This is a genomic window from Myceligenerans halotolerans, assembly GCF_054782975.1.
Map to the genome: position 1 here is coordinate 125,960 of NZ_BAAGRL010000057.1, position 25,977 is coordinate 151,936.

The 25,977-nt window shown below is 71.6% G+C and carries 20 protein-coding genes; 3 read left to right on the forward strand and 17 right to left on the reverse strand.

What is annotated here, in order from left to right; all coding sequences use genetic code 11:
* Positions 1-23 precede the first annotated feature (23 nt).
* Entirely contained in the window at positions 24-3,752 is a 3,729-nt protein-coding gene (locus ACYVK5_RS24550) for a sigma-70 family RNA polymerase sigma factor (protein WP_460708644.1), read from the reverse strand.
* 198 nt (positions 3,753-3,950) lie between these two features.
* Here ACYVK5_RS24550 and ACYVK5_RS24555 point away from each other — a divergent pair, with 198 nt between their 5' ends.
* Positions 3,951-4,718 (forward strand): hypothetical protein, encoded by a 768-nt coding sequence (locus tag ACYVK5_RS24555; protein WP_460708646.1) that lies wholly within the window; start codon positions 3,951-3,953, stop codon positions 4,716-4,718.
* Positions 4,719-4,782: 64 nt separating this feature from the next.
* Here ACYVK5_RS24555 and ACYVK5_RS24560 read toward each other — a convergent pair whose 3' ends face one another.
* The 6 genes from ACYVK5_RS24560 to ACYVK5_RS24585 form a co-directional block, all read right to left on the reverse strand.
* Entirely contained in the window at positions 4,783-5,091 is a 309-nt protein-coding gene (locus ACYVK5_RS24560; protein WP_460708648.1) for a DUF1540 domain-containing protein, read from the reverse strand.
* 197 nt (positions 5,092-5,288) lie between these two features.
* The gene (locus tag ACYVK5_RS24565) at positions 5,289-5,759 is read right to left on the reverse strand and encodes a heat shock protein transcriptional repressor HspR (protein WP_460708650.1); all 471 of its coding nucleotides are present in this window, start codon (positions 5,757-5,759) and stop codon (positions 5,289-5,291) included.
* 9 nt (positions 5,760-5,768) lie between these two features.
* Complete coding sequence (locus ACYVK5_RS24570; protein WP_460708652.1) at positions 5,769-6,764, reverse strand: DnaJ C-terminal domain-containing protein; 996 nt, start codon at positions 6,762-6,764, stop codon at positions 5,769-5,771.
* Positions 6,765-6,825: 61 nt separating this feature from the next.
* Entirely contained in the window at positions 6,826-7,524 is a 699-nt protein-coding gene (gene grpE / locus ACYVK5_RS24575; protein ID WP_460708654.1) for a nucleotide exchange factor GrpE, read from the reverse strand.
* Positions 7,521-9,392 carry a molecular chaperone DnaK gene (gene dnaK, locus ACYVK5_RS24580; RefSeq protein WP_460708656.1) on the reverse strand — a complete coding sequence of 624 codons (1,872 nt, stop codon included), beginning with the start codon at positions 9,390-9,392 and terminating at the stop codon, positions 7,521-7,523. The genes grpE and dnaK overlap by 4 nt, the downstream gene beginning before the upstream one ends.
* A gap of 200 nt (positions 9,393-9,592) precedes the next feature.
* Positions 9,593-12,097, reverse strand: coding sequence for a collagen-like triple helix repeat-containing protein (locus tag ACYVK5_RS24585; RefSeq protein ID WP_460708658.1), 2,505 nt, complete (start codon positions 12,095-12,097; stop codon positions 9,593-9,595).
* Positions 12,098-12,462: 365 nt separating this feature from the next.
* Between ACYVK5_RS24585 and ACYVK5_RS24590 the strand changes: the two genes are divergently transcribed.
* The gene (locus ACYVK5_RS24590) at positions 12,463-12,735 is read left to right on the forward strand and encodes a hypothetical protein (protein ID WP_460708660.1); all 273 of its coding nucleotides are present in this window, start codon (positions 12,463-12,465) and stop codon (positions 12,733-12,735) included.
* Between the two features lie 67 nt (positions 12,736-12,802).
* On the opposite strand, the gene ACYVK5_RS24595 is transcribed toward ACYVK5_RS24590, so the two are convergent.
* The 7 genes from ACYVK5_RS24595 to ACYVK5_RS24625 all read right to left on the reverse strand — a co-directional run bounded on the left by ACYVK5_RS24595 (position 12,803) and on the right by ACYVK5_RS24625 (position 21,307).
* Entirely contained in the window at positions 12,803-14,002 is a 1,200-nt protein-coding gene (locus ACYVK5_RS24595) for a dipeptidase (protein ID WP_460708662.1), read from the reverse strand.
* A 104-nt stretch (positions 14,003-14,106) separates the two neighbouring features.
* Complete coding sequence (locus ACYVK5_RS24600) at positions 14,107-14,976, reverse strand: universal stress protein (RefSeq protein ID WP_460708664.1); 870 nt, start codon at positions 14,974-14,976, stop codon at positions 14,107-14,109.
* A 97-nt stretch (positions 14,977-15,073) separates the two neighbouring features.
* Positions 15,074-15,433 (reverse strand): RNA-binding S4 domain-containing protein, encoded by a 360-nt coding sequence (locus tag ACYVK5_RS24605; RefSeq protein ID WP_460708667.1) that lies wholly within the window; start codon positions 15,431-15,433, stop codon positions 15,074-15,076.
* A gap of 141 nt (positions 15,434-15,574) precedes the next feature.
* Positions 15,575-18,031 carry a beta-xylosidase/alpha-l-arabinosidase gene (locus tag ACYVK5_RS24610; protein WP_460708669.1) on the reverse strand — a complete coding sequence of 819 codons (2,457 nt, stop codon included), beginning with the start codon at positions 18,029-18,031 and terminating at the stop codon, positions 15,575-15,577.
* Between the two features lie 58 nt (positions 18,032-18,089).
* On the reverse strand, positions 18,090-18,968 hold the full coding sequence (locus ACYVK5_RS24615; RefSeq protein ID WP_460708671.1) for a carbohydrate ABC transporter permease: 879 nt from the start codon (positions 18,966-18,968) through the stop codon (positions 18,090-18,092).
* Positions 18,969-18,971: 3 nt separating this feature from the next.
* The gene (locus ACYVK5_RS24620) at positions 18,972-19,994 is read right to left on the reverse strand and encodes a carbohydrate ABC transporter permease (protein ID WP_460708673.1); all 1,023 of its coding nucleotides are present in this window, start codon (positions 19,992-19,994) and stop codon (positions 18,972-18,974) included.
* A 5-nt stretch (positions 19,995-19,999) separates the two neighbouring features.
* Entirely contained in the window at positions 20,000-21,307 is a 1,308-nt protein-coding gene (locus ACYVK5_RS24625; RefSeq protein WP_460708675.1) for an extracellular solute-binding protein, read from the reverse strand.
* 306 nt (positions 21,308-21,613) lie between these two features.
* Here ACYVK5_RS24625 and ACYVK5_RS24630 point away from each other — a divergent pair, with 306 nt between their 5' ends.
* Positions 21,614-22,621 (forward strand): LacI family DNA-binding transcriptional regulator, encoded by a 1,008-nt coding sequence (locus ACYVK5_RS24630; RefSeq protein WP_460708677.1) that lies wholly within the window; start codon positions 21,614-21,616, stop codon positions 22,619-22,621.
* 50 nt (positions 22,622-22,671) lie between these two features.
* Here the strand turns inward: ACYVK5_RS24630 and ACYVK5_RS24635 are convergent, their stop codons facing one another.
* The 3 genes from ACYVK5_RS24635 to ACYVK5_RS24645 form a co-directional block, all read right to left on the reverse strand.
* Complete coding sequence (locus tag ACYVK5_RS24635) at positions 22,672-22,860, reverse strand: hypothetical protein (protein ID WP_460708679.1); 189 nt, start codon at positions 22,858-22,860, stop codon at positions 22,672-22,674.
* A 141-nt stretch (positions 22,861-23,001) separates the two neighbouring features.
* Positions 23,002-25,350 (reverse strand): glycoside hydrolase family 3 C-terminal domain-containing protein, encoded by a 2,349-nt coding sequence (locus ACYVK5_RS24640; RefSeq protein ID WP_460708681.1) that lies wholly within the window; start codon positions 25,348-25,350, stop codon positions 23,002-23,004.
* 33 nt (positions 25,351-25,383) lie between these two features.
* The gene (locus tag ACYVK5_RS24645; RefSeq protein WP_460708683.1) at positions 25,384-25,926 is read right to left on the reverse strand and encodes a GNAT family N-acetyltransferase; all 543 of its coding nucleotides are present in this window, start codon (positions 25,924-25,926) and stop codon (positions 25,384-25,386) included.
* Between the last annotated feature and the right edge of the window lie 51 nt (positions 25,927-25,977).

The window sequence follows — 25,977 nt, forward strand, 5'->3', positions numbered from 1 at the left end:
GGGAGCTCCGCGCGGGCTCCCGGTCAGGCTCCGTGGTCCCGGCCCCAGAACCCGGGCGGGAACTCGGCCTGCCCGATCTGCTCGTCACCGGTGTACCCGCCGTCGTCCGGGCATCGGTGGCCGAACAGTGCGGCGAGCCAGTTCGGCGCGTCCGATCCGTCCTGGCAGCTCTCCTCAGCGGGCTCGCAGGCGATCCACGCCACGTCGTAGGACCGCTCGACCGTGCGCACGGCGCCCTCGAACTCGCGGCTGAGCCGCACGAGCACCTGCGAGTCGGGGCCCGGCGCGTCCAAACGGGGCAGGACGAGCGTGACCGCTCCTCCCGCGGGCACCTCGGCCTCGCCGCCGCTCCGTCCGGAGTATCTCCCCACGAGGCTGCCCGTCCAGGTGACCCCGCTCGTGTTCCGCACGTCGGCCACCACCTGTTCCCGGCCGTCCACGCACTGCGCCTCGAGGTGCGCCTCGACCGAGTCCTCGGGCCAGCCGAGATGGGCGCAGGAATGGAAATGTACGTCGATCTCGGCCAGTGGCTCGTCACCCGACAGCAGCGGCAGCTTCCCGGTACCCCACGGCACCTGTGCCACCACGGTGCCGGTCTCACCGGCCGCCACCGTGTGCCTCGCGTCGCCCAGCTCGAGGGTCACGGGCAGCGTCGAGGAGGTGTTGTCGACCGGGACGTGGAACGTCCCGATCGAGGCGCCGCGCTCGGCGTCGTAGGTGCACCGAGCGCCCATCGTGTGCTGCCCGGTGTACGACGGTGCGATCACCGCAGGCCCGTACGCGGCCTTCGGCTCGGCCTGGGGCTTCGCCGGGTGGGCGGGCGGATCGCCGTCCTTGTCGAACGTCCAGCGGGCCAGCCGGAACGTCACCGCCCCTGCGGGCAGTTGCTTGTGCTCCGTGGCCACCGTGAACGTGTCGCGGCCGCCGGCCGGCACGGTCCGCACGTCCGAGACGAGCCGGCCGGAGCTCGCCTGCACGACCATCTTCACGGTCATGGCCTCGTCCGACGTGTTCGCGAGCGTGCCCAGGACGCCGACCCTGCCGTCGGCGTTCACGGTCTCGGCCTGCGCCGTCGTCTCCCAGTCGGGGTCGTAGCAGTCCGCGACGGGCAGCTCGCCCGCGGGCACGCGGTGCTCGTACACCGTGCCCTCGATCGTCCGGCTGAGGATCCAGGTGGCCGATCCCCCGGGAGCGCGGATCCCCTCGTCGCGCCGGAGCGTCACGCTCTGACCGGGTGCGAGCGGGGCCGGGTGGGCGACGGTGGCGCCCGCCCCTTCGAACGCCACGAGCACCGTCCCGGGCGTCGTGTTCGTGTAGGTCCCGGCGATCTCGGCCTCTGCTTCGTCCACCCCGCCGGACTCGACGCACTTCGCCGTGAGCGCTCCGACGCCGTGCGTGGCGCCCGCCCACGCCGACGTCACGGTGACCTGGGCCCGGGAGTCCTGCGCGTGGCGTGCGCCCGACGGTACGACTCGCGCCGTTCCCTCGACGCGCGCGGCACCGTCCACGGCGTTCGGGAGGGCGACGATGGCGAGCGGCAGATCACGCCAGTGCCCGGGGGCGATTCCGAACGGTTCCCCGGCCACGCAGGACCACGTCCGCGGCTCGACGGCCGTACAGGTGAGCGCCTCCTGCTCGGCGGCCGGGCGGACGCCGTCGGGCAGCTTCACCGCCATCGACCAGCCGGACGCGGCGTCCTCGTCGCCGGTGTTCCCGATCCGCACGGGAAGGACTCCGCGGCCGGGCGATGCGAGCCCGGTGGCGGCGGCCTGCGCCGTGAGTTCCGGCCCGAACGACGTGACCCGCCGGTCGGGGAGCTCGACCGAGGTCGCTTCGATGTCGTCCGCCTGGAGCTCGGCCCGGATCGGGTAGCTGCCGCCGTTTCGCGCACGCACCGTGACCTGGACCTCGTGCGTCACACCAGCACCGAGGGTCCCGACGTCGCACAGCACCACACCGGGCTCGGAACCCGGCGTGCAGACGGTCCGCACGGGTGTCGTCGGCTCCACCGAGGGTGCGGGGCTCGCGGTGCCGTCCTTCTCGTCGCCGTCCGTCCCGGACCCGGTGTCCTCTCCGGGCGACGGGTCGGGCTCGGCGGTCGGCCTGCGGAGCTTGTCGTCGCCGTTTCCGTCGTCGGCGCCGTCGATCCTGTCGCCGACGTCCTTCCCGGCGCCGTCCACGCCGGACGGTGTGTCGTCGGAGACCTCGCCGTCCAGGACGACGATCGGCCTTCCGACGGCCGTGCCCGACGGCGAGTCCTGGGCGGCCATCGTCATGCCGTCGGGGAGCGTCAGGCGCAGGGTGGTCCCGGTGACGTCGGCGCCGCCACGGTTCTCGAGTGTGAGCACGAGGTCCTGCGCCCGTCGTGGCTCCAGCGGCGAGTCGCCACCGGCGAAGGAGAGCGAGAGGTCCTCGACGAGCGGAAGCAGGTTGGCCGGATCCGCGGTGTTCTCCTCCGCCGTGAGGGACGTGTCCGCGCTCGCCGCCGGCCAGGAGGACGCCGATGCCTCGGGCGACGCCACCGCCGCCGGCGGCCCGTCCTGCTCCGCGTCGGCGTGGGAGCCCATCATCTGCAGCGCGGCGACCACACCGACCGTCGCGACGGTGATCGCCGCGGCCGCGCTCGCACCGCCCGAGGCGGCGGCGCTGCCGGCCCCGACCACGCCGACGGCGGTCGCCCCCGCCGTCGCACCGCTGACACCGGCCGCGGTGCCCGTGGCCGACGCTCCCGCCGTGACGGCCGCGCCGGAGGTCGTGGACCCGACAGCCGTCGTCGTCCCCGCGCCCGCCGCTGTCGTCGTGGCCGCGCCCGTCGCGGTCGCCCCGACGCCTACGCCGGAACCCCCGGCGGCCGCGCTGCCGACGCCGCCCGCGGCTCCGCCACCGGCCGAAGCGCCGGTGAAGCCGCCGGCCGAGGCCGCCTTGACGGCGGCGGCGAGGCTCGCGCCCACGGGGATCGCCGATCCGACCAGCGCCAGCCCCGCCGCTCCCAGCACGAGCGGCGCGACCACGCACTTCATGCCGTGCGCGACATCCGCCAGCTCCAGGACGAGTGCGCTGCACGTGCCGCACGTGGACAGGTGTCCCTCGATCCGCGCCTTCTCCCGGCGCGACAGGCTGTCGCGGACGTACCCGCCGAGATGGGGGTTCACCGCACGGCAGGTGTCCGACGGCGCGTGCGTCAGATGCTGCTGCAGGTAGCCGTCACGCAGGGCGTCCTTGGCCCGGTACAGGAGCGCGGACACGCCGTTCGGGGTGAGACCCAGGACGGGCGCGACCTGCGCGGGCTTGAGGTCGTCGACCAGGCAGTACCACAGCACCTCCCGCCAGCGCTCGGGAAGGCCGAAGTACGCACGCGAGACCACGGAGCGCTCGAAACCCCGCAGGGCGGGATCCTCGGACGAGGCGACCCGGCCGAGCGCGGCCTCGATCTCCGCGTCCTCGGTGGGGCGCATCCGGTTCGCCCCGCGGGAGACGTCGTACGCGCGGTGCCGCACCACGGTGTAGAGGTAGGTGCGGAACCCGCTGTCCGGGCCGGCGCCGCGGCGGAGCATCTCGTACAGCTTCCCGAAGGCATCGGCGACCACGTCCTCGGCGTCACCGGGCTTCACGTACTGCCGGGCCAGGGCTCGCGCGGCCGCCGCATGACGCGTGTAGAGCGCGCCGAACGCCTCCCGGTCCCCTGACCTGACCTGGAGGATCAACTCGGCGTCGCTCGGCGCTTCTCCAGCGCCGCGATCCACTTGCGTCACGTTGCCAACCTCGTCGCCCTCTGCCCTGTGCCCGTCCGGCGTGGTCGATCACCGGCCCCTGAACACACTTGACGGATCAGACTATAGGCCCATTGATGCGGAACGGGGGAGGGTGAAACCACGGATGAAATTGTGCCGGGGGTGGTCTCACCGGCCGAAATATGCGTCATGATGTATCCCCGTGGGGGTCCAACAATCATGAGCGAGTTGCCGCAGAAGGCGCGGAACCCTGTCCGTGGCCTGCGTGAACGCTGGCGTGACGAGAGCCTGGCCACGGTGTGGATCCGTCCTGGGGACTGGTACCACCCGGCGGTCGAGGCAATCGTGGAAGCGGTGGCGGAGGGCCGGCCCGTCGAGGGGCCGGCCGAGCGACTCGGCGCTGCCCGCGCCGCCGTCGGCGCCGGGATCGCCGAGACGCTCGACGACGTCACCGTGCTGTTCACGGTCGCCGCGCTGGCGATTCCCCCCCATGTCATGCGCGCCGCCGCCGTCGGCTGGGCCGCGGCGAACGAGCGCGTCCCGCTCCAGGTGACAGCGCACGACCCCGCGACCGGCCTGCCCACCGGGGAGTATCTCGCCGAACGCCTGCGAGAGACCTACGGCGCCGCGCAACGCGACGGCACGAACGTCACCACGACGCACTGCCTGCTGATGCTCGACGTCGGCATCGACGATCTCGACACCTGGCAGCGCCTCGCGCGCTCGGCGGCCATCGGGCGCACCCTGCACCAGGTCTTCGGCGAGGGGCACCCCATGGCGGCGATCACCGATGCCACCTACGCCGTGCTGTGCGAGCGCGGGAGGGCGACGGCCGACATCGGGCAGGCGCTGCGTCGTGTCGTCGAGCACAACGCCGTGGTGCTGGGCCTGACCGCCGAGGTGCGACGCCCCACCCGGGTGTGGCTGGAACGGCTTCCGGACACCCACGAGGCGGCACTCATGGCGCTCTCGCACCTGAGCCGCTGAGACGGAGACGTCCCGCGCGGAGGCGTCGCGCGGCGGACGGTTGCCCGCCCGTCACGCGATGGGCTCAGCTCGCCTCGAACGTGAGGCAGTCCGCGTGGTTCGGGTCCTCCGGGCCCGCCCCGACACGGATCGAACCGGCGGTGCACTCCAGGTGGTCGTTGTGCACGCACTCCCCGCGCTGGCAGGCGCCCACGTGGGCGATGACCTTCTCCAGGCCGCCCTTGGTGCTCAGCGGGATGAATGTCGCGCACTCCGCGTCACCGGAATGTCCGGCAATGGTGACCGCTCCGGCGTGACAGCCGTGGTCGTGGTTGTATCCGCAGCCCTCGACCGAGCATTCGGCGACCTCGGGCATCTCCATCAACGTGCTCATGTCTGACTCCCCCGGTACGAACGGCACGCCGGGGCGGTTCCCCGAGCGTTCCGTGGTAACCCGACAAACATATTCCACGATCCCGGGATCCGATAGCCAGGAAAGGCTTGCCTGAACATTACCCGAGCCCCCGAAACGGATAATGTTATTTAGGAAACAATGGCATCAGGAAAATCGCGGGCGAGAGTTCCGGCCGCTCAGCCGCGGTCGCCGCGGTGCGGCCGCCAGAGCACGAGCGCACCGGACGTCCGCGCACGTCGGCCCCCCTCGGAGCGCTCCACCACGGTCTCCTCGACGTGGATCTCGCCGCGCCGCACGCGACGTCCGCGCGGCACCACCACCACATCCCCGCTCGTTCCCGCGGCGAAGACCCGCCCGGTCTGCTGCAGTTGCACGAGCGCGTCCTCGAGCCGCTCCTCCAGCATCGACACGTGGGCCTCGAGATCGAGGATGCGCTTGATGCCGGCGAGGTTGATGCCCTCGCCCTGGGCGAGTTCCTGGACCTGTCGCAGCCGCGCGACGTCGCGCGGCGAGTAGCGACGGCCGCGCCCGCGTGTGCGACGGGGCACGACCAGTCCCAGCCGGTCGTACTGTCGCAGGGTCTGGGGGTGCATGCCCGCGAGCTCCGCGGCCTGGGACACGGTGAACACCGGTGCGTCGTCGGCCATGCCTACCCCCTACCCCTTCGCCCGCTCCGCCAGGTCGGCACGCGGGTCGGTGCCGTCGCTCGCCGCCGCGAACGCGTCCAGTGCGTCCTTGGCGCTCTTGCTCAGCTTCTGCGGCACCACCACCTGCACGGTCACGAGCAGGTCTCCCGTTGCGCGCGCGGTGCGCGCGCCGCGGCCCTTGGCCCGCAGCACCTTGCCCGACGGCGTCCCGGCGGGCAGCTTCATCTTCACCGTCTCACCCGACGGCGTCGGGACCTCGACCGTGGCGCCCAGGGTCGCCTCCGGGAAGGTGACCGGCAGCGTCAGGCGCACGTTCGCGCCGTCGAGTGTGAACACCGGGTGCTCGGTGACGTGCACGGTGATCAGGAGATCACCCGGCTCACCACCTCCGGCGCCCGGCCGCCCCTTGCCTCGCAGCCGGATCTTCTGGCCGTCGTTGACGCCGGCGGGAATCCGCGCCGTGAGCTTCCGGCCGTCGACCGTCAGGTCGACCGTCGAGCCCTCCAGCGCCGCACGGAACGGCAGCGTGGTCGCAGCCTGCACGTCCATGCCGCGTTCCGGCACACGGAACCCCGCGGGCGCGCCGCCGGCACCGCCGAACATGCCGCCCAGGATGTCCTCGAAACCGGCGGTGCCCTGGCCGGCACCCGGACCCGTCTGCGAGTACCGCATGCGAGGGCCTGCACCCCCGCCCCCGAACATCGCCCCGAGGATGTCCTCGAAGCCGCCCGCTCCGCCACCACCCGGGCCGGCGGAGAACCGTGCGCCCCCGGCCATGGCGCGGATCGCGTCGTACTGCCGGCGCTGCTCGGGATCGGACAGCACGGCGTACGCCTCGCCGATCGCCTTGAACCTGGCCTCGGCCCGCTCGTCGCCCTGGTTGTGGTCCGGGTGGTACGTCCGGGCCAGCTTCCGGTAGGCCTTCTTGATCGCCGCGTCGTCGGCGTCCTTGGGGACGCCGAGTTCGGCGTAGAAGTCCTTCTCCATCCAGTCCTGACCGGTCACGGCACCTCCGTCTGCGGTGGTCGGGCGGTGGTGGGGCCGCCGGGGCCCCACCACCTGGGAGTCACTCGGGGCCGACGACGCCGACGCGCGCCGCGCGTACGACCTTCTCGCCGATCCGGTACCCGGGCTCGACGACGAGGTTCACCGTGGTGATGGTGGCCTCGGCATCGGTGTTGTGCATGAGCGCATCATGCACCTGCGGGTCGAACTCCTCACCCACCTGGCCGAAACGCTCGATCCCGAACTTGGCGAGCGACTGGTCGAGCTTCTCCGCGATGGCTGCCATCGGGCCGCTCAGTTCGCCGTGCTGCTTCGCCCGCTCGACGTCGTCGAGCACGGGAAGCAGCGCCGCCAGCACGTCCTGCACGCCCCGCTCCCGCGCGACCTCCTGATCACGCAGGGCGCGGTTGCGGTAGTTCGTGAAGCTGGCGCGCTCGCGCTGGAGCGCGTCGAGGTGCTGCGCGGCCTCCGCCTTGGCGGCGAGCACCGCGGCGTCGTCCCCGGCCTCGCCGGACGGCTCGAAGTCGAGCGCCTCCAGCGGGTCGGCGACGTCGGCCTCGTTCTCGACGGTCTCGTCCCCGGTGGTCCCGTTGTCGGCGGAACCGCCTTCGACTGAACCGCTTTCGGCAGCGTGGGAGCTCACGTCCGGCTCCCGCGGCGTACCGGCCTCCGGGTCGATCCTGCGCTTGTCGGTGAACTCGAACGGGCGCTCACCCGAGTTCTCGGGCCCCGGCGAGTCCTGCGGCGTCTGCTCGGTCACTTCTTGTCGCTCTCGTCGTCCACGATCTCGGCGTCGACGACGTCGTCGTCGGCCGCCGGCTTCGACTCACCGCTCGCCGGAGCGCCGTCGGGGCCCGGCTGGCCGCCCTCGGACTCGGCCGCCGCGGAGAGCGCCTGGCCGATCTTCTGGGACGACGCGCCCAGCTTCTCGTAGGCGGTCTTCACGGCGTCGGCGTCCTCGCCCTCCAGGGCGGTCTTCACCGCGGCGACGTCCGTCTCGACCTCCGAGACCACGTCGGCCGGGAGCTTGTCGCGGTTGTCCGCGATCTGCTTCTCCATCGAGTAGGCGAAGGCCTCGGCCTGGTTGCGGGTGTCCGCCTCCTCGCGACGCTTCTTGTCCTCCTCGGCGTGCGCCTCGGCGTCCTTGACCATGCGGTCGATGTCGTCCTTGGGGAGGGCGGAACCGCCGGTGATCTTCATGGACTGCTCCATGCCGGTGCCGCGGTCCTTCGCGGACACGTGCACGATGCCGTTGGCGTCGATGTCGAACGTGACCTCGATCTGCGGCACGCCGCGGGGGGCCGGGGCGATGCCCGTGAGCTCGAAGACGCCCAGCGGCTTGTTGTCGCGGGTGAACTCGCGCTCGCCCTGGAACACCTGGATCGCCACCGACGGCTGGTTGTCGTCCGCCGTCGAGAAGACCTCGCTGCGCTTGGTCGGGATCGCGGTGTTGCGCTCGATGAGGCGCGTCATGACGCCGCCCTTGGTCTCGATGCCGAGCGACAGCGGGGTCACGTCGATGAGCAGGACGTCCTTGCGGTCACCGGAGATGACGCCGGCCTGCAGCGCGGCGCCGACGGCCACGACCTCGTCCGGGTTCACGCCCTTGTTGGGCTCCTTGCCACCGGTGAGCTCCTTGACGACCTCGGTCACGGCCGGCATACGCGTGGAGCCGCCCACGAGCACGACGTGGTCGATGTCGGACACCGAGATGCCCGCGTCGCGGATCACGGCGTGGAAGGGCTGCTTGGTGCGGTCGATGAGGTCCTGCGTCATCTGCTGGAACTGCGCCCGCGTGAGCTTCTCGTCCAGGTGGATGGGGCCGTTCTCGCTCATCGACAGGTACTGCATCGAGATGTTGGTGCTCGTCGCGGACGAGAGCTCCTTCTTCGCCTGCTCGGAGGCCTCGCGAAGGCGCTGCAGGGCGATCTTGTCCTTGGACAGGTCGACGCCCTCGGAGTTCTTCACCTGCTTGATCAGGTGCTCGACGACGCGCTGGTCCCAGTCGTCGCCGCCCAGGCGGTTGTCGCCGGAGGTGGCGCGCACCTGGATGGTGGAGAAGTCGTCCTCGTCCTTGCCGACCTCGAGCAGGGAGACGTCGAACGTGCCGCCGCCCAGGTCGAACACGAGGATCAGCTCGTCCTCCTTGCCCTTGTCCAGGCCGTACGCGAGGGCCGCCGCGGTGGGCTCGTTGACGATGCGCTGCACCTTCAGGCCCGCGATCTGCCCGGCGTCCTTCGTGGCCTGGCGCTCGGCGTCGTTGAAGTACGCCGGCACCGTGATGACGGCCTCGGTGACGGGCTCGCCCAGGTACTCCTCCGCGTCGCGCTTGAGCTTGCCCAGGATGCGGGCGGAGATCTCCTGCGCGGTGTAGGTCTTGTCATCGATGTCCTGCGTCCAGTCCGTGCCCATGTGACGCTTGACGGACGAGATGGTGCGGTCGACGTTGGTGACGGCCTGGCGCTTCGCAACCTCGCCCACCAGGACCTCGCCGGTCTTGGAGAAGGCGACAACGGACGGCGTCGTGCGCGAGCCCTCCGCGTTCGCGATGACGGTGGGCTCGCCGCCCTCCAGGACGGTGACCACCGAGTTGGTGGTACCCAGGTCGATACCGACGGATCGGGACATGTCTTCTCCTTCGCGGGGCCGACGGCGGCCGGGGTAGCCGCCGTCGCACGGGTTGAGTCTGCTGCACTCAACTTAGATCCCCGGCCGCCGCCTGGCAAGCCGACGGGCCCAAAGTTGAGTCCATCTGGCTCAACTTTAGGCCCGTGGCCGCTATTCCCTAGCCGTGCCGGCCATGACGCCCCGGATGCCCGCCCCGGTCGTCACCGTCCGCGGTCGTCGGTCCCTTCTGACGTCGTGTCATCCGGCGCCATGTCGTCCGGCGTGGGACTGTCCGGCTCCGCGACCTGCCCGCTGTCGGGCGACTCGGTACCCCCGGGCGCCGAATCATCCGGGGCTGCGCCCTCCGGCGCGGCGTCACCCGGCGCGGCGTCACCCGGCGCGGTACCGCCCGCCCCGGAGTCGTCCGGCTCGGAGTCGTCCCACGGGCCCGTGGGCGGGGGCAGCAGCACCGGCGGGGGAAGCTGTGCTGCGGAGCGCGACGGCAGCGGCCGCGCCGATTCGTCCGTCGCCGGGTTCGGCTCCGCCGATGCCGGTGCGGACTCGGCGCCCTGCTGCGCAGCCTGGTCGGACAGCCACTGCCCGGCCTGCTCCGGCAGCCCCGACGCGTCCGGTGCCGCGAGCGCCGGAGTCGCCCGGCGCCGTCGTCGTGCACGGATCACCAGCCAGACCACGAGCGCCACGGCGCCGAGCGCGAGGACCACCATCAGGATGCCGACCCACCGGGCGAGGTCCACGAGCTGGGCGGTGCGGTCGGCGCTCTCGGCCGCCTCGTCGAGGTTGCCCTCGTCCAGGTCGTGCACGGCGCTGTCGGCGGCGTCGTCGACGAGCAGCATCCGCTCGGCCAGTTCCGTGACCGGGTCGCGCTCCGCGTCCACCTGCTGCACGACGTCGCTCACCTGCTCGGTCACGTCGGCGGCGCGGGGCATCATCTCGGCGAGGTCGGCGTAGTGGAGGCCGGTGCTGGCCTTCTCGTAGTCCTCGCGGGCGTCGGACGGTGCGGGGAACCCGGCGGCCGCGGCGGCCTCCTGGATGCGGCGGGCGGCCTCGGGGACCTCGTCACCGATCTCCTTGCGCGCTTCGGCGGCGAGGTCGAACTCCCACTCCGTCATCCGGATGCGCACGCCCTGCGGGGGCTGCCACTCGCCGTCGGCCTCGTCGAGGGCGAAGTACTTCTCGCGCTCCTCCGCGCGCTTCGGCAGCTCCTTCTTCTCCTTGTCGGTGAGCACCCAGGTCTTGAGCGTCTTCGGGGCGCCCTCGACGCCGGCGCGGTCCTCCAGCAGGTCGAGCAGGCGCCGCCAGTCGGCCTTGTCGCCGATGTGCTTGGCGCCCGGGGCCTCGTAGGCGGACTCGCCTTCCAGCAGGGCCGACACGAGGGCGGTGAACTCCTCGTCGTCGAGGTCGGCCACGAGCTTCTCGATCGTCGCCGGAGCGGCCGAGTAGGCATAGCTCTCCGTGGCGTCGTCGGCGCCCCTGAAGCCCTCCGCGAGGTGTTGCCAGGTGCTCAGCGCCAGTGCGCCGTCCGAGTCGCGGGCGACCTTGTCCCGCTCGGGCTTTCCGCCGGTCTCCTCGACGACCCGCCGCGCGATGGCCTCGGTGAAACCCTCGATGAGCCATCGGCCCTCCATGGTCTCGCCGTTCACCCAGGTGTGCGTCAGCTCGTGGTAGAAGAGCTGTTCGTCGAGGTCCTCCCCGATGACGATCTCCTCGGCCCGGGTGTCGTACCAGGCGAACCCGATGACCTCCGTGGAGATGTCCTCCCGGATCTTCTTCAGGCCACCCGGCCACTCCTGGCCCACCATCTCCTCGACGACGGGCAGCCCGTCGTCGAGCCTCTTCTTGACGAACTTGGTCCACTTCTTGTCGCCCGGGAAGCTGAGCAGGGTCAGTTCCTCGCCGCCGATCTCGGCCTTCGTCGTGTCGGCCTGGTCCGGGTCGTGCAGCGAGACGGGGGACCAGATGCCGTACTCGTCCGTCACCGAGCTCGTGGACCAGGTCCGCCTGCCGTCGGCCTTCTTCTCGCTGAACTCCGCGATCCGGCTGGTGAACTCCATGCCCTCGGGCGCGACGACCTCTACGCTCACCGAGCCCGGGTCGCCGATCGCCTGCGTCGCGAAGGTGGCGTACCCCTTGCCGACGCGGGTGTATCCCTTCGAGCGGATGGGATCGCCGGGGATCGTGTAGCTCCAGTCGATCGTCCGGCTCTGTCCGTAGCGCAGGTTCGAGAACGACGTCGTCGCCCAGATCGTGAACTCGTCCTCGGTGGGTTCGAACCGCACGGACAGCGACTGCCCGGCGCTCGTCGCGCGGACGTTCTCGGCGCCCTTCGGGATCGGGATCCCGTAGGAGTTCCAGAAGAAGTACATGAGGCCCTGGTCCGGCTTCGCGTTCCGGATGGTCGTGCGGACCGTCGCCTTCACGGTCCGGGAGCCTCCGTCGTACACGTAGCGGCTGTGCGACGCCTCCGCCAGGCCGTCGGCGATCAGAGCCGGAAGCCTGGTGCTTGCCTGCGATGCGGCCAGAGGCGCGCCTGCCGGGGCTGTCGGACCCGGCACACCCGCCAGGCCCGCGACGCCCACCGGACCCGCCACGCCTTCCGGGCCCGCCGAGGCGGCCTGTGCCGCGCTCTCCACCGCCGCGGCCGGTGCCACGGTCAGCGCCCCTGCTGCCGTGCCGCACACGACGACGGCGGCCAGTGCACGGGCCACCGCCTTCGTCGCCGCGGATGCGAATCTGTCGGTGCCCTGACCCATCACCGGTTGCCCACCCGTCCTCACGTTCGTGCCGCCCTGCCTGGTGTCGGCAGGGCGGTCGGCATGAAGACTTCCGGCCCTGACTCGTCCGGGTCAAGCTGGATTACCCCCCATCGTGGGTGAAATGAAGTGATTTCACCCACGCACGACGCCCCGCGCACAGCACGGCGAATCTTGCGCGAGCGGTCCGCCAAGGCAACGTATGTGGCCGTCAGCAGGCGCTGCGCCACGAGGTGCGATACACAAGTGCCACGGTCGGACGCGCGCAGGGGGCGCGTCGGGTCGGGCACCCAAACAAGTGCTGTCATCAGGGGGTTCACATGGCAAGCGTCCAGGGCAGTTCGTTGTCGATCGCTCTTCTCACCGCGTTGCTGGACCCGGAGGAGGAGGGGCTGCGCTCGCCGCTGGTCCAGGAGCTCCTCGACGAGGCCCTCACCACCCGAGGTGAGGCGCGCGACGTGATGGTCGCCCTGCTCGCGGCGTCGGGGTCGATGATCGGGCAGATCAGCGAGCGCAACGGCGACACCCCGCTCGAGTCACTGCAGAAGGTGGCGCTCGGGTTCCAGCGGAAGGTCGTCGAGCTGGGGTCCTGACCGGACCCCGCGGACGGTGTCGCCGGCCGGAGTCCCGCCGCGCTCCGGCGGGACCGGCCGGCATCGTTCATTCGTCGCCGAGCCGTGCCGTGCTCGGCCCGCGCTCCGCCGCAAACCGTGCCGCCACGCCTTCGGCGTCACGCAGCACGCGGAGCATGTTGCCGCTTGCCAGCTTGGCCAGGTCGGCGTCGGACCAGCCACGGCCGGCGAGCGCGGCGAGCAGGTTCGGGTACCCCGACACGTCGTCGAGTCCGGGGGCGAACCCGCTGGCGCCGTCGTAGTCGCCGCCGAGGCCCACGTGGTCGATCCCGGCGACGTCACGCACGTGCTCGACGTGGGCGACGACGTCGTCCAGCGTCGTCGGCGGGATCGGGTGGCCCACCTCCCATTCCTTGCCGAACGCGCTGAACGCGGAGTGGTTCGCCGGGTCGATGCCGCGCTCCCGGGCGGCCTCGGCCGCCTCGGCACGCCAGGCCCCGATGTCCGAGTTCACGAACGCCGGCACGAACGTCACCATGCACAGCCCGCCGTTGCCGCCGAGGCGCGCCAGCACGTCGTCGGGCACGTTGCGGGGAACGTTGCAGACGGCGCGGGCGGAGCTGTGGGAGAAGATGACCGGCGCCTCGGTGACGTCCAGCGCGGCACCCATCGTGGCCGCCGAGACGTGCGACAGGTCCACGAGCATCCCGAGCCGGTTCATCTCACGCACCACCTCGACCCCGAACTCGCTGAGGCCGCCGTGCGCGGAGGGCTGGTCGGTGGCCGAATCGGCCCAGGGGTTGTTGTGGTTGTGCGTGAGGGTCAGGTATCGCACCCCGAGCTCGTACAGCATGCGGAGCGTGCCGAGCGAGGAGTCGATGGACTGGCCGCCCTCGGCGCCCATGAGCGAGGCGATGCGGCCCGCGGCCCAGGCCTTCTCGACGTCGTCGGCGGTCCGGGCGAGCGCGAACGTGTCCGGCCAGGTCTCCACCATGCGCCGCACGGCGTCGATCTGCTCCAGCGTCGCGGTGACCGCCGCGCTGCGCGGCAGGTCTGACGGCACGTACACGGACCAGAACTGTGCGCCGACGCCGCCGGCCCGCAGCCGGGCGATGTCCGTGTGCGTCCGTCCTACCGTGCCCGCACCGATGTCGAGCGCCGACCAGTCGTAGCCGACCTGCTCGCGCGCCTCCCACGCCAGGTCGTTGTGACCGTCCCAGACGGGGTGGCGGTGCAGCAGTGCGGAGATGCGGTCGGCGATGTCCGACGGCGGCATGGGCGCGGGCATGTCGTCACGCTACCGGAGGCGGAACGGAGGGCCCGGCCGCGCCGCGGCGACACGGCCCGACGCGGGTGGGGACGTCCTCGCGCCCGCCCACCCGCGCCGCCTCGTCACTCGGTCCTGACCACCATGGTCGGGCATTCCGCCTCCCGCACCACCCGGTCGGTCACCGAGCCGAGGAGCCTGCCCGCGATGCGGTGGTGCCGCCGGCCGCCGACGACGAGCAGGTCGTCCGGCATCGCGTCGTGCACCAGGACGGACGCCGCCGGGCCGCCTCGGACCGCCAGAGCGACGGACACGGACGGGAACTTCTCGGACCACTTCCGGATGTCCTGCGCGACCGCCTCCTGCGTTGCCGCCCGGTGCGCCATCCCGTAGCTGTCGTACTCCCGCAGGGCGTCGCCCAGCAGGGAGGCGTCCAGGGCACGCACGACGTCGAGCCGGCACCCGCACACCTCCGCCTCGGCGAAGGCGCGCTCCAGGATGCGGTCCGCCTTGTCGGGCATGTCGACGCCTGCGACGATCCGTCGCGGGGCTCCCGTCCCTGCCTCACGCGGAACCACAACCACGGGACCGTGCGCCTGAGCCACCACCGTCGAGGAGACGGATCCCAGCAGCGCCCGGCTCACCCGGCCGAGGCCGCGCCGTCCGACGACCACCATGTCCGCCGTGCGGGAACGCTGCACGAGCACGCGTGTCGCCGCGCTGGCCGCGACGGCGAACTCGACGGCGTGACCCCCGGGGCGCGCGTCGCCCAGCCGGCCCTCGGCCCGGTGGAGCGCCTGCTCCGCCGCCACGCGCAGGTCCTGGAGCTCGGCCTGCACGCCCGGCATCGGGGCCCGCGCCGTCTCGTACATCGACAGGACCGTGAGCTGTGCCTGGTGCCGGTCCGCGGCGGATGCCGCCCAGTCGAGCGCCGCCAGACTCTCCGGCGACCCGTCGACTCCGACGACGACGCCCTTGTGCCACGTGCTGTTCATCGATCTCTCCCCTCGTAGAACCCCTGCGTCTCTACGACATCAGAGGGGCGGAGATCACGGCAGGGCACTTCGCCTCACCAGACAGGGCCGATCGTCCTCACCCGCGACGGCCGCGCAGGCGGTCGATCTCCCGGCGCTCACGCTTGGTCGGGCGGCCGGTGCCGCGGTCCCGCACGCCCACCGCCTCGCGCTCGACGCGCGTCGGGAGCGGCTCGCTGTGATCGAGGTACGCCTTCACGGCCAGAGGCGCGCCGACGCGCTTGGGCAGCAGCTCCACCACCTCGACGTCGCGTCCGCGCAGTGCGTCGCGCCAGGTCACACGATCACCGATGGCAATGTGCGACGCCGGCTTGGCGGGCTTCCCGTTGATCCGCACCCGGCCGGCCCGGCACGCGGCGGCCGACACCGAGCGGCTCTTGAACAGCCGGACGGCCCACAACCACACATCGACTCGCATCACCCCATCTTGCCCCGAACGACCCCCCGCCGGACACACCACCGGGACGCCGCCCCGGCGAGGAGAGGTCACCGGGGCGGCGTCCCGCCGGGTGCTGCCGCTCGGCGCGCCGTACGACGGCGCGCCGAGCCGCGCAACCGGTCAGTGGCTCGCGATCGTCGCGGTGACCCAGCGCCGGTCCGACGTCGTCACCTCGTGCGCCTCACCGGTGATGCGCACCGTCCGGCGGGTCGTGAGGGGTGCGCGGCCCGTCGCGGGCTGCCCGTCGACCTCGGCCCCGGCGACGGCACCGTCCTCGCCGCCCGCGGCCCGCACGTCGTCGGTGTCCGCGATGCCCTCGGCCACCACCTTGACGACGCTGTCACCTGCGCTCGTGCCGACCCACACCTCGACGTCGCCGGGCTCGACGATCCGGACCAGGTTCCGGTCCGAGAACGCGAACCGCTGCGTGGGCACGTCGAACGTCACGGTCGCCGTCTCCCCCGGCGCGAGCGTCACGCGCTCGTAGCCGAGGAGCTGTACGGTCGGCCGCGCGATCGACCCGATCACGTCGTGCCCGTACAGCTGCACGACGTCGGCCCCGGCGACGTCTCCTGTGTTCGTGACCCGCACGACGGCGCGGAACGCGCCGCCGGCCGCGACCTCGCCGTCCACCGCGACCAGTGCACGCCTGAATGTCGTGTACGACAGGCCGAACCCGAAGTGCCGCGCCGGCGTCGGGTCGGTGCTGGTCACCTCCGAAGGGCCGCCCAGGATCGGATGCTGGTACGCGTACGGCTGCGACCCGGTGCCTCGCGGCAGCGACACGGGCAGCCGCCCGGACGGGTTGACCCGTCCGGAGACGATCCGCGCGACGGCGGTGCCGCCCTCCTCGCCGGGGAAGAACGCCTGGAGTACCGCGGCCGGCCGCGGCCCGGCACCGTCGAGCGCCCAGCCGATGCTGTACGGGCGGCCGGTGAGCAGCACCATCACCACCGGTCGGCCGGTCGCGGTGATCGCCTCGACCAGCTCGCGCTGGACACCGGGCAGCTCCAGCGACTCGCTGTCGTTGCCCTCGCCCACGGTTCCCCGCCCGAACAGGCCGGCCTGGTCGCCGACCACCACGACCGCGACGTCCGCGGCCTCGGCGGCCGCGACCGCGTCCGCGAAGCCGGAGGTATCGGCGCCCTCCACGTCGGAGCCGGCCGTGTACGTCAGCTCGGCGCCAGGGAACTCCCCGCGCAGCGCCTCAAGCACGGACGGAATCTCGAAACCGATATCCACCTGCTCGTGATGCGCCAGCACGTGGTTGGCGAAGGAGTAGCAGCCCATGAGGGCCTCCGGCCGGTCGGCGTTCGGGCCGATGACGGCCACCCGGCCCGGCGTCGCGCCGTCGGCCCCGATCAGCGGCAGCACGCCGTCGTTCGCGAGCAGCACCACGGACTCCTCCGCGAGCCGGCGCGCGATGTCGCGGTGCCCGGGCGGGTCGAGATCGATTTCCGAGGGCGGGTCGTCGTCGAAGGCGTCCGGCTCGAGCAGCCCGAGGTCCTCCTTCTGCGCCAGGACGCGCAGGACCGCGCGGTCCACGTACCCCTCGTCGTACTCGCCGGCGCGGATCCGCTCGGCCAGCGGCGCGAGGAACGCGTCGCCCGACGGGAGCTCGACGTCGATCCCCGCCGTGAGCGCCTGCGCGGCCGCGTCGCCACGGTCCGCGGCGACGGCGTGCATCACGGTCAGGAAGGCCACGGCGAAGTAGTCGGAGACGACGACGCCCGTGAAGCCCCACTTCTCGCGCAGCAGCGTCGTGAAGTACTCCTCGTTCGCGGCCATCGGCACGCCGTCGACGTCCGTGTACGAGTTCATGACCGAGCGCACACCGCCGTCCAGCACCGCCATCTCGAACGGCGGCAGGTAGGTGTCGGCGATCTCGCGCGGGCCGGCACTCACGGGCGCGTGGTTGCGCCCGGCCTTGGAGCCGGAGTAGCCCACGAAGTGCTTCAGCGTGGCGTGCACGCCCGCGTCCTGAAGGCCGCGGACGTACGACGTGCCGACGGTCCCCACCACGTACGGGTCCTCGGAGATGCACTCGTCGACGCGGCCCCAGCGGGGATCGCGGACGACGTCGAGCACCGGGGCGAGGCCCTGGTGCACACCGAGCTCCGACATGGAGGTGCCGATCGCCCGGCCCATCTCCTCGACGAGTCCGGGATCGAAGGACGCGCCCCAGGCGAGCGGCGTCGGGAACGTCGCAGCCTGCCACGCGGCGAGGCCGGTGAGGCACTCCTCGTGCACGATGGCCGGGATCCCCAGCCGGGTCTCGCGCTTCAGGCGCCGCTGCTCCTCCCACAGCCAGGCGGCGCGCTCCGCCGGCTCGACCGGGCGGGTGCCGTACACCCGCGTGTAGTGCCCCAGGCCGTGCTTGGTGATCTCGGCGAGCTCACCGGAACCCCGGCCGCCGCCCATCTCGCCCTGCATGGGCGCGACGACGTTGCCGCCCTGGTCCAGCCAGTACCCGACGATCTGGGCCAGCTTCTCCTCGAGGGTCATCTGCGCGAGCAGGTCGTGCACGCGCTCCGACACCTCGGGCATCGCGGGGAGGGCAACTTCGAGATCGGTCATCGGACCGTCCTTTCTGCAGGTGCTGGATGCTGTCGGGGGCTTTCCGGCTCGGCCGGGATCAGCCCTTGACGGCACCCTGGAGTCCGTTGACGATCCGCTTCTGCATCGCCAGGAAGAACACGAGGGCGGGAATCATCGCGAGGGAGGTGAAGGCGAAGACGCCCGCTGTGTCGGAGGCGTGCTCCGACGAGAAGTCCGCGACGCCGAGGGGCAAGGTCTTCATCTCGCCCTGGAGGAGCAGCAGCGGCAGGAGATACGCGTTCCAGGACCCGACGAAGGCCAGCACGCCCACGGTGACCATTCCCGGCCCGGACAGCGGGATGAGGATCCGCCAGAAGAAGCCGATCCGGCTCGTGCCGTCGATCATGGCCGCCTCCTCCAGCTCCTTGGGCAGGGCCATCAGGAACGGCCGCAGGATCACCACGGTCATCGGCAGCGCGAAGGCTGCCTGCGGCAGGGCGACGCCGATCCAGGTGTTGTGGAGCTGCAGGTTCTGCGTGACGAGGATGAACAGCGGCACGATGGCGACCGTGGCCGGGAAGAGCAGGCCGACCACGAACACCATGAACAGGCCCTCGCGCCCCTTGAACTCGTAGCGCGCCATCGGATACGCGGCCATGACGCCGAAGACCACCACGACCGCCGTCGTGATGAGCGCGACCGCCGTGGAGTTCCACGTGTACTGCCAGAAGTTCGGGTTGGTCAGCACGCCGATGTAGTTGTCCAGGACCCAGGGATCGGGCGCGCCGGCCGGCGCCTCGGCGAGCTGGGCATTGGTGCGGAACCCGCCGAGCACCCCGTAGATCACGGGGCCGAGGGTGATCGCGACCACCACCAGCGCGATGCCGTACACGACGACGTTCGTGGGGCGGAACCCCGGACGCTGTCGCCGCGTCGTGGGCGGCAGGGAGAGATCGTTCATGGTCGATGCACTCATCGGTCACTTCCTCCCGGTCTCGGACCGCGTGTCGCGGCGCAGGATCAGCTGTTGGTAGAGCACCGCCATGACCAGCGCGATGACGAACAGCACCACGGACGCCGCACCGGCGATCCCGAAGTTGGCTCGTTGGGTTCCTTCGTTGACCAGGAAGGTCGCCATGGTGGTCGTGGCGTTCGCGGGGCCGCCGCGGGTCAGGATCCACACCATGTCGAAGAGCTGGAGCGAACCGATCATCGACAGGAAGGCCCACGTGCGCAGCGTCGGGCCGAGCAGCGGGATCGTGATCTTGCGCTGCACCTGCCACCACGTGGCACCGTCGAGCTGCGCGGCCTCGTAGAGCTCCTCGGGCACGCCCTGCAGCCCGGCGAGGAAGAGGATCACGGCCAGGCCGAGGTACTTCCATGTCAGGACCGCCATCAGGGTCCACAGCGCCAGGTCGGTGTCCCCGAGCCAGCCCTGGTCCGGGCTCTCCAGGCCGACGGCGCCGAGGACGGCGTCGATGACGCCGTACTCCGGCTGCAGGAGCTGCAGCCAGATCACGCCGGCGACCACCTCGGCCAGCACGTACGGCACGAAGATGATGGTGCGCAGTGCGCTCTGCCCCCACATCTTGCGGTTCAGGAGCAGCGCGATCGCCAGTCCCAGGGGAAGCTGGATCACGATCGACAGGACGACGATGATCAGGTTGTGGAGCACCGCGTCCGTGAAGACCTCGTCCGTCAGCACGGACGCGTAGTTGCGCAGGCCCACGAAGTCGACGAGCGGCCCGATCCCCTTCCACCGGAAGAGCGACATCTGCACGGCCGTCGCGATCGGAACGATGACGAACAGTCCGAAGAGCGCCAGGGCGGGCGCCACGAAGAAGAAGATCTCGAGGCGCTTGCGAAGTTGCGAGTTCATCCCGCGGCGTCCGCCTCGCGCGGAGGCCGCCGACCGCACCTGCGAGGTGCGATCGGCGGCGCTCGGCACGGGCGACGTCGCAGGCGAAGCGGCCACATCTCGCGTGGTCACGTCGTCTGCCACGTCACTCACTCCGACTCGGCTGCCGACTGGATCGCGTCGACGATGTCCTGCGGGCCCGCCTCACCGGCGAACATGAGGGCGATCTCGTCGTTCATCGCGCCGCCGACCGACTGGCCCAGGCGCGTGTCCAGGTAGAGCTGGGTGTTGCCGCCGCCGTCCCGGACCGGGATCAGCTGCGCGAGCGCCTCGTCGGTGACGGAGTCCGTCGCGGCCGGGTTGGTCGGCAGGCCCATGTCACGCTCGGCGAAGCCCTGCTGGACCTCGTCGGACAGGAGGTACTTGGCGAAGTCGACCGCGGCGTCGGGGGCGCCGGACGACACCGACCAGGCGTCACCGCCACCCATCTGATCGGCCGCGGCACCGCCCTGGCCGTCGAACGTCGGGAACGCGAACCAGCCGAGGAAATCGGGCACCTGCTCGTCCTCGGTCAGGCCGCCGGCCACGCCCGGCTCCCAGTGCCCGGCCAGCTCCATGGCCACCTTCTCGGTCGCCAGCAGACCGGACGCCGATGTCGGGCCTTCCTGCGCACCCGTGGAGAGGAAGCCTTTGTTGAACGGCTCCTGCGCGATGACGTCCTCGACATGCTCGCCGGCCTCGAGGAAGCACGGGTCCGAGTAGTCCTTGCTCTCGATCGCGCCCTCGACGGTCTCGAACGGGCACTCGCGGACCACGGCGTAGTACCAGTAGTGCGCGGCCGGCCAGGCATCCTTGGCACCAACGGAGAGCGGCGTGATGCCGGCGGCGTCCAGCTGCTCGATGTACCCGGAGAACTCCTCGATTGTCGGGCTCGGGTTGACCTCGTCGATCCCGGCCTCGGCGAAGAGGTCCTGGTTGTACCAGAAACCGACGATCCCCATGGAGAAGGGGAGTGCGTAAACCTTTTCGTCGACCGTGTACTGCCCCGCGAAGGCCGAGATCTTCCCGATCTCCTCCGCGGCGTCCTCCGTGAGGTCGCGGACCACGCCGGTCTCGACCTCCGTCTGCAGCTCGCCGCCGCCGCGGCTCATGTAGACGTCCGGAATCTGGTCGTCGCTCCCGGACTGGAACGCCGCCTGCAGCTTCGTCGTCATGTCCTCGTGCTGCATCGCACTCACCTCGACCGTGACGCCGGTCTCGGCCTCGAAGTCTTCGGCGACCTGGTCGTAGTACTCCTTGCCCTCACCGGTGTTCGAGTTGTGCCACCAGGTGATGGTGTCGGCGTCGGCATCGGTGCTACCGCCACCACCACCGCCCTGACCGGCGCATGCGGCCGCGAGAAGCGCGACGACCGAGCCCAGCGCGATCACGGCCGCGCTTCGCTTCGTCCTTGTCATGGTTCAGAACCCCTTGGTCTTCTTCGACGGAGTCGACAGGAAGAGTCTGTCAACGACGAGAGTGACAGGTGACACATCCGTTGGTCAAACGTTGTCGATATCGATTTCGAAACAAAGAACCTCGGCGCGAAGCATCACCGTAGTCAAGGTAGTGTCTCCTTCGTGCAGAGCGGTACGAATTTTCCTGGTAGCACCGGGGCGGAGAGCGACGATGAGGCGGAAACAGCGACGTCATCGCCCCAGTTCCCGTCGCCGGGCGAGCGGTCGGAGGAGGGCTCCGATGGTGGTGCCCACCGTGCCGGCCGTGTGACGATCACCGACGTCGCGCGGGCGGCGGGCGTGTCCGTCGCGACGGTGTCCAAGGTGGTCAACGGACGCTACGGGGTGGCCCAGACGACCGCGAGCCGCGTCCTCGAGGTGGTCGACCAGCTGGGATACGAGTCCTCGCTGGTCGCCCGCAGCCTGCGCCGCCGGCGCACCAACGTGATCGGCGTGCTCGTCGCCGAGTTCGAGCCCTTCAGCACCGAGCTCCTCAAGGCGATCTCCAAGGCCGTCGAGGGAACCGGCTACGAGCTGCTCGCCTACTCCGGCGGAGGCGACACCTCCGACCGCGTGGGCTGGGAGCGGCGTTCGCTGTCGCGGCTGGGCGGCACGCTCATCGACGGCGCCGTGATCGTCACGCCCACGGTCCAGGTCCCGACGGACGAGGGCATCCCCGTGGTCGCCATCGACCCGCACACCGGTCCGACCGGGCCCGCCACCGTCGACTCCGACAGCCTCGCGGGGGCACGCATGGCGACGGAGCATCTCATCGGCCTCGGCCATACCCGGATCGGCCACCTCGGCGGGCGCCGCGACCTCGAGTCGGCCCGGCTCCGCGAGCTGGGCTATCGCCAGGCCATGAGCGACGCCGGGCTCACCGTGGACCCGAGCCTGGTCCTCACCGGCGGGTACCGCCCCGACCTGGCCGACCGGCCCGCGCACGAGCTGCTGGACCGGCCCGACCGGCCCACGGCCGTCTTCGCCGCGAACGACCTGTCGGCGCTCCACGTCGTGGAGGTCGCCGGTGAGCTCGGGCTGCGGGTTCCGGAAGACCTCTCGGTGGTCGGGTACGACGACGTCCCTGAGGCCGCCGCGGCACGACCGCCGCTGACGACCGTCGCGCAGCCGCTGCGCGAGATGGGTGCCGAGGCGCTCCGGATGGTCGTCTCGCTGATCGAGAGCGAGGGGCCCCGTACCGGGCAGGGGCACCACACGCGCCTGCCCACGCGCCTCGTGGAGCGCGCCAGTACCGCCCCGCCCGCGGCGTCCTGACCGCGGCGTCCTGACCGCGGCGTCCTGACCGGCTACGCGCGCCGACGTCGTCACCGCCGGAACGGCACCAGTTCACCGATCGTGGGCGTACCACCGGGAAGCTCCCCCGGGGCGTCGCGGAAATCCGTCCCGGACGGGTTCACCAGGATCATCGCCGCGATCCCGGCCAGCAGCACGAGGACGATGCGGAGCAGCAGCGTCCGCGAACGCGGGCGAACTCGTTGCTCATGACGCACCACGGTCGGCCTCCTGGGGCAACACGCGTGTCGACAGCCCCCGCCCGCACGGCAGCTCGGGCACGGCACTGTGCTTGCAGGTAAGAGGTCGCGCGAGTAGGTAACGTCCTCTGACGCACCGTAGCAACTCGGGCAGGCCTCGCGTCAACGCGACCCGAGCCTCCGGCGCGCCGAGATCGATCCCAGCACCTTCGCCGCCGTCCGCTTGATCCGGCCTGCCGAGCCGTCGGACAGCGCGATGAGGTCCGCGAGCTGCTTCTCGCTCACGCCGGAATCGGGGACGAACGGTATCCGCCCGACCGGGATCGCAAGCGTCATCTCCCGCAGGTCCTCGTCCATGGCGTCGAGCGCGCCGCTGATCAGCGGACCGACCGTCGGGTCCGCGACCGCTTCCCGGATCGTCGAGCCGGGCGTGAGCGGCCGCACGGCGTCGTCGCCGGGGATCTCGACGTCGTCCGCGAGCCGCAGGTCGCGGCTCGACGCGCCGACCTCGACGCGCCAGGTGCCGCCCTCGGTGACCCAGCCCCCGTCCCGCACGCTCCAGTGCGCCAGTTCGGTCGTGGGCACCGCCAGCTCGACGCGCCGGGACTCGCCGGGCTCCAGCTCGACGACGTCGAACGCGGCGAGCACCCGCGGCGGCCGCGTCATGGCCGACATGTCCCGCCCCACGTAGCACTGCACCACCTCGCGGCCGGGCAGGTCGCCCGTGTTCGTGACAGTGAGGGTCACGCGCAGCTCGTCGTCGCTCGTCGTCGCCGTGAGGCCCTCGTAGCCGAACGTCGTGTACGACAGGCCGTGCCCGAACGGGAACGCGACGTCGATCTCGCGGGCGTCGTACCAGCGGTGTCCCACGAACACGCCCTCGGCGTAGCGCACGTGCAGGTCCTCACCCGGGAAGTTCAGGTAGGTGGGGTTGTCGGCGAGGCGGTGCGGGATCGTCTCGGACAGCCGGCCGGACGGGTTGACGCGGCCGGTGAGCACGTCGGCGGTGGCCTGCCCGCCCGCCTGGCCCAGCAGCCAGCCCTCGACGAGCGCGGGCACGCGTTCGGCGAACGGGAGCCGCACGACGGAGCCGTTGGACAGCACCACGACCACCCGCGGGTTCACGTCGAGCACGGACTCGAGCAGGTCGACCTGCACCCTCGGCAGGTCGATGTGGGTGCGGTCACGGCCTTCGGCCTCCGCGGCGTCGGGCAGGCCGGCGAAGAAGAGGACGACGTCGGCGTCGCTCGCCTCCGCGATCGCCTCCGCCGCGAGCGCCGTGTCGTCGCCCGCTTCGCGGCCGAGCGCGTATCCGGGGGCGAAGGCGAGGTCGGGGAAGTCCTCGGTGAGCGCGGTGAGTGCGGCGTCGAGCCGGGTGGGGACCACCTGGGACGATCCGGCTCCCTGGTACCGGGGGGTGCGGGCGAGCTCGCCGACGACGGCGATCCGGGCGTCCTTCGCGAGCGGGAGCAGGGGTGCGGGGGCTGCCTCGCCGGCGGAGGCGGTCGCGTCGGGGGCGTCCTGCTCGGCGGCTGCCCGGGTGCCGGCGACCGGTTCGTTCCGCAGGAGCACGATCGCGCGTGTGGCGGCCTCCCGTGCCAGGTCGTGGTGGTCGATGAGGTCGGTGGCGTCGGCGGGGCCTTCCGTGTCGCGGACGCGGTGTGCGAGGGCGACGACGCGTTCGGCGGCGCGGTCGACGTCCTGCTCGGGCAGTTCGCCGGACTTCACCGCGTCGACGATCTGCCGGACGCGTGCCTCGCCGGGTGCCGGCATCTCGAGGTCGAGGCCGGCGCGCAGGGCCGCGATGCGGTCGTGCACGGCGAGCCAGTCGGACATGACGAGCCCGTCGAATCCCCATTCGTCGCGCAGGATGCTGGTGAGCAGGCGCGGGTCCTCGCCGACGTAGGTGCCGTTGACGCGGTTGTAGGAGCTCATCACCGTCCATGGGCGAGCTTCGGTGACCACGCGCTGGAACGGCCTGAGGTGGATCTCGCGGAGGGTGCGCTCGTCGATGTCGGCCGAGATGCGTAGCCGCTCGGTCTCCTGGTCGTTCGCGACGAAGTGCTTGACGCACGCGCCGACGCCCGCGGACTGGATGCCGCGCACGAGCGCGGCGCCGACCTGTCCGGCGTGCAGCGGGTCCTCGGACACGTACTCGAAGTTCCGGCCGCACAGCGGTGAGCGCTTGATGTTCACGCCGGGTCCGAGCACCACGCCGACGCCCTTCTCCGCCGCCTCGGCGCCGATCGCGGCACCGACGCGTTCGGCGAGGGCGACGTCGAACGTCGCGCCCAGCGCCGCGGCGGTGGGGAAGCAGGTGGCGGGCTCGGCTCCGGCGATCGCGCCGTTCGCGGGATCGAGCCGCCGTACGCCGTGGGGTCCGTCGGCGAGGAACGCGGCGGGGACGCCGGGCAGGTCGGCGGTGGTCCAGTACGACGCCCCACCGACGAGTCGAGCCTTCTGCTCCACGGTGAGGCGTCCGACGACGTCGGCGGGTGTGGCGGAATTCATGTCCGCATCATCGCACCGGACACCGACATGGCGTCACAGGGTTCGGGCCATCTCCAGCTCCGGGCCCATGGCCCCGGTGAACGTCCTGCCGGTCGCGGTGAAGCCGAGGCGGCGGTAGGCGCCTTGCGCGCGGGGGTTGTCCTGGTGCACGTAGAGCCGGGCGCGGTCCAGGTCCCGTTCGCGGGCCCAGCCGAGCGCGGCGTCGAACAGCTGGTCGACGAGCCCGCCGCCCCGGTGCTCGGGCCGGACGTAGACGCCGACGACGTGCGCGCCGTCGTACTCGATCGGCAGGTCCGCGAAGTCCTGCTTTCCCGCCCGTTCGATCAGTGTGACGGCGGTGCCCACCCACTGGCCGTCGTCGGACACGGCGACGAACTGCCGGGCGTCCGCGTCCGGCCCGGCGTCGAGGGACGACGTCCGTGCGCGGTGGACCCAGAACTCGTCGGGGTAGGCGGACTCCGTCTCGTAGGTGGCGAGGAAGGCGTAGGGCGCCAGCTCGTCCTGGAGGGCGATCATGCGCAGGTCACGGATCTCGCGCCATTGTGCGGCGCGGACGGGGCTGATCTCGTACGGCATGCGGAAGATCCTCGCACGGTGCCGGGAGCGGGACCGACGACGGCGTCCTGG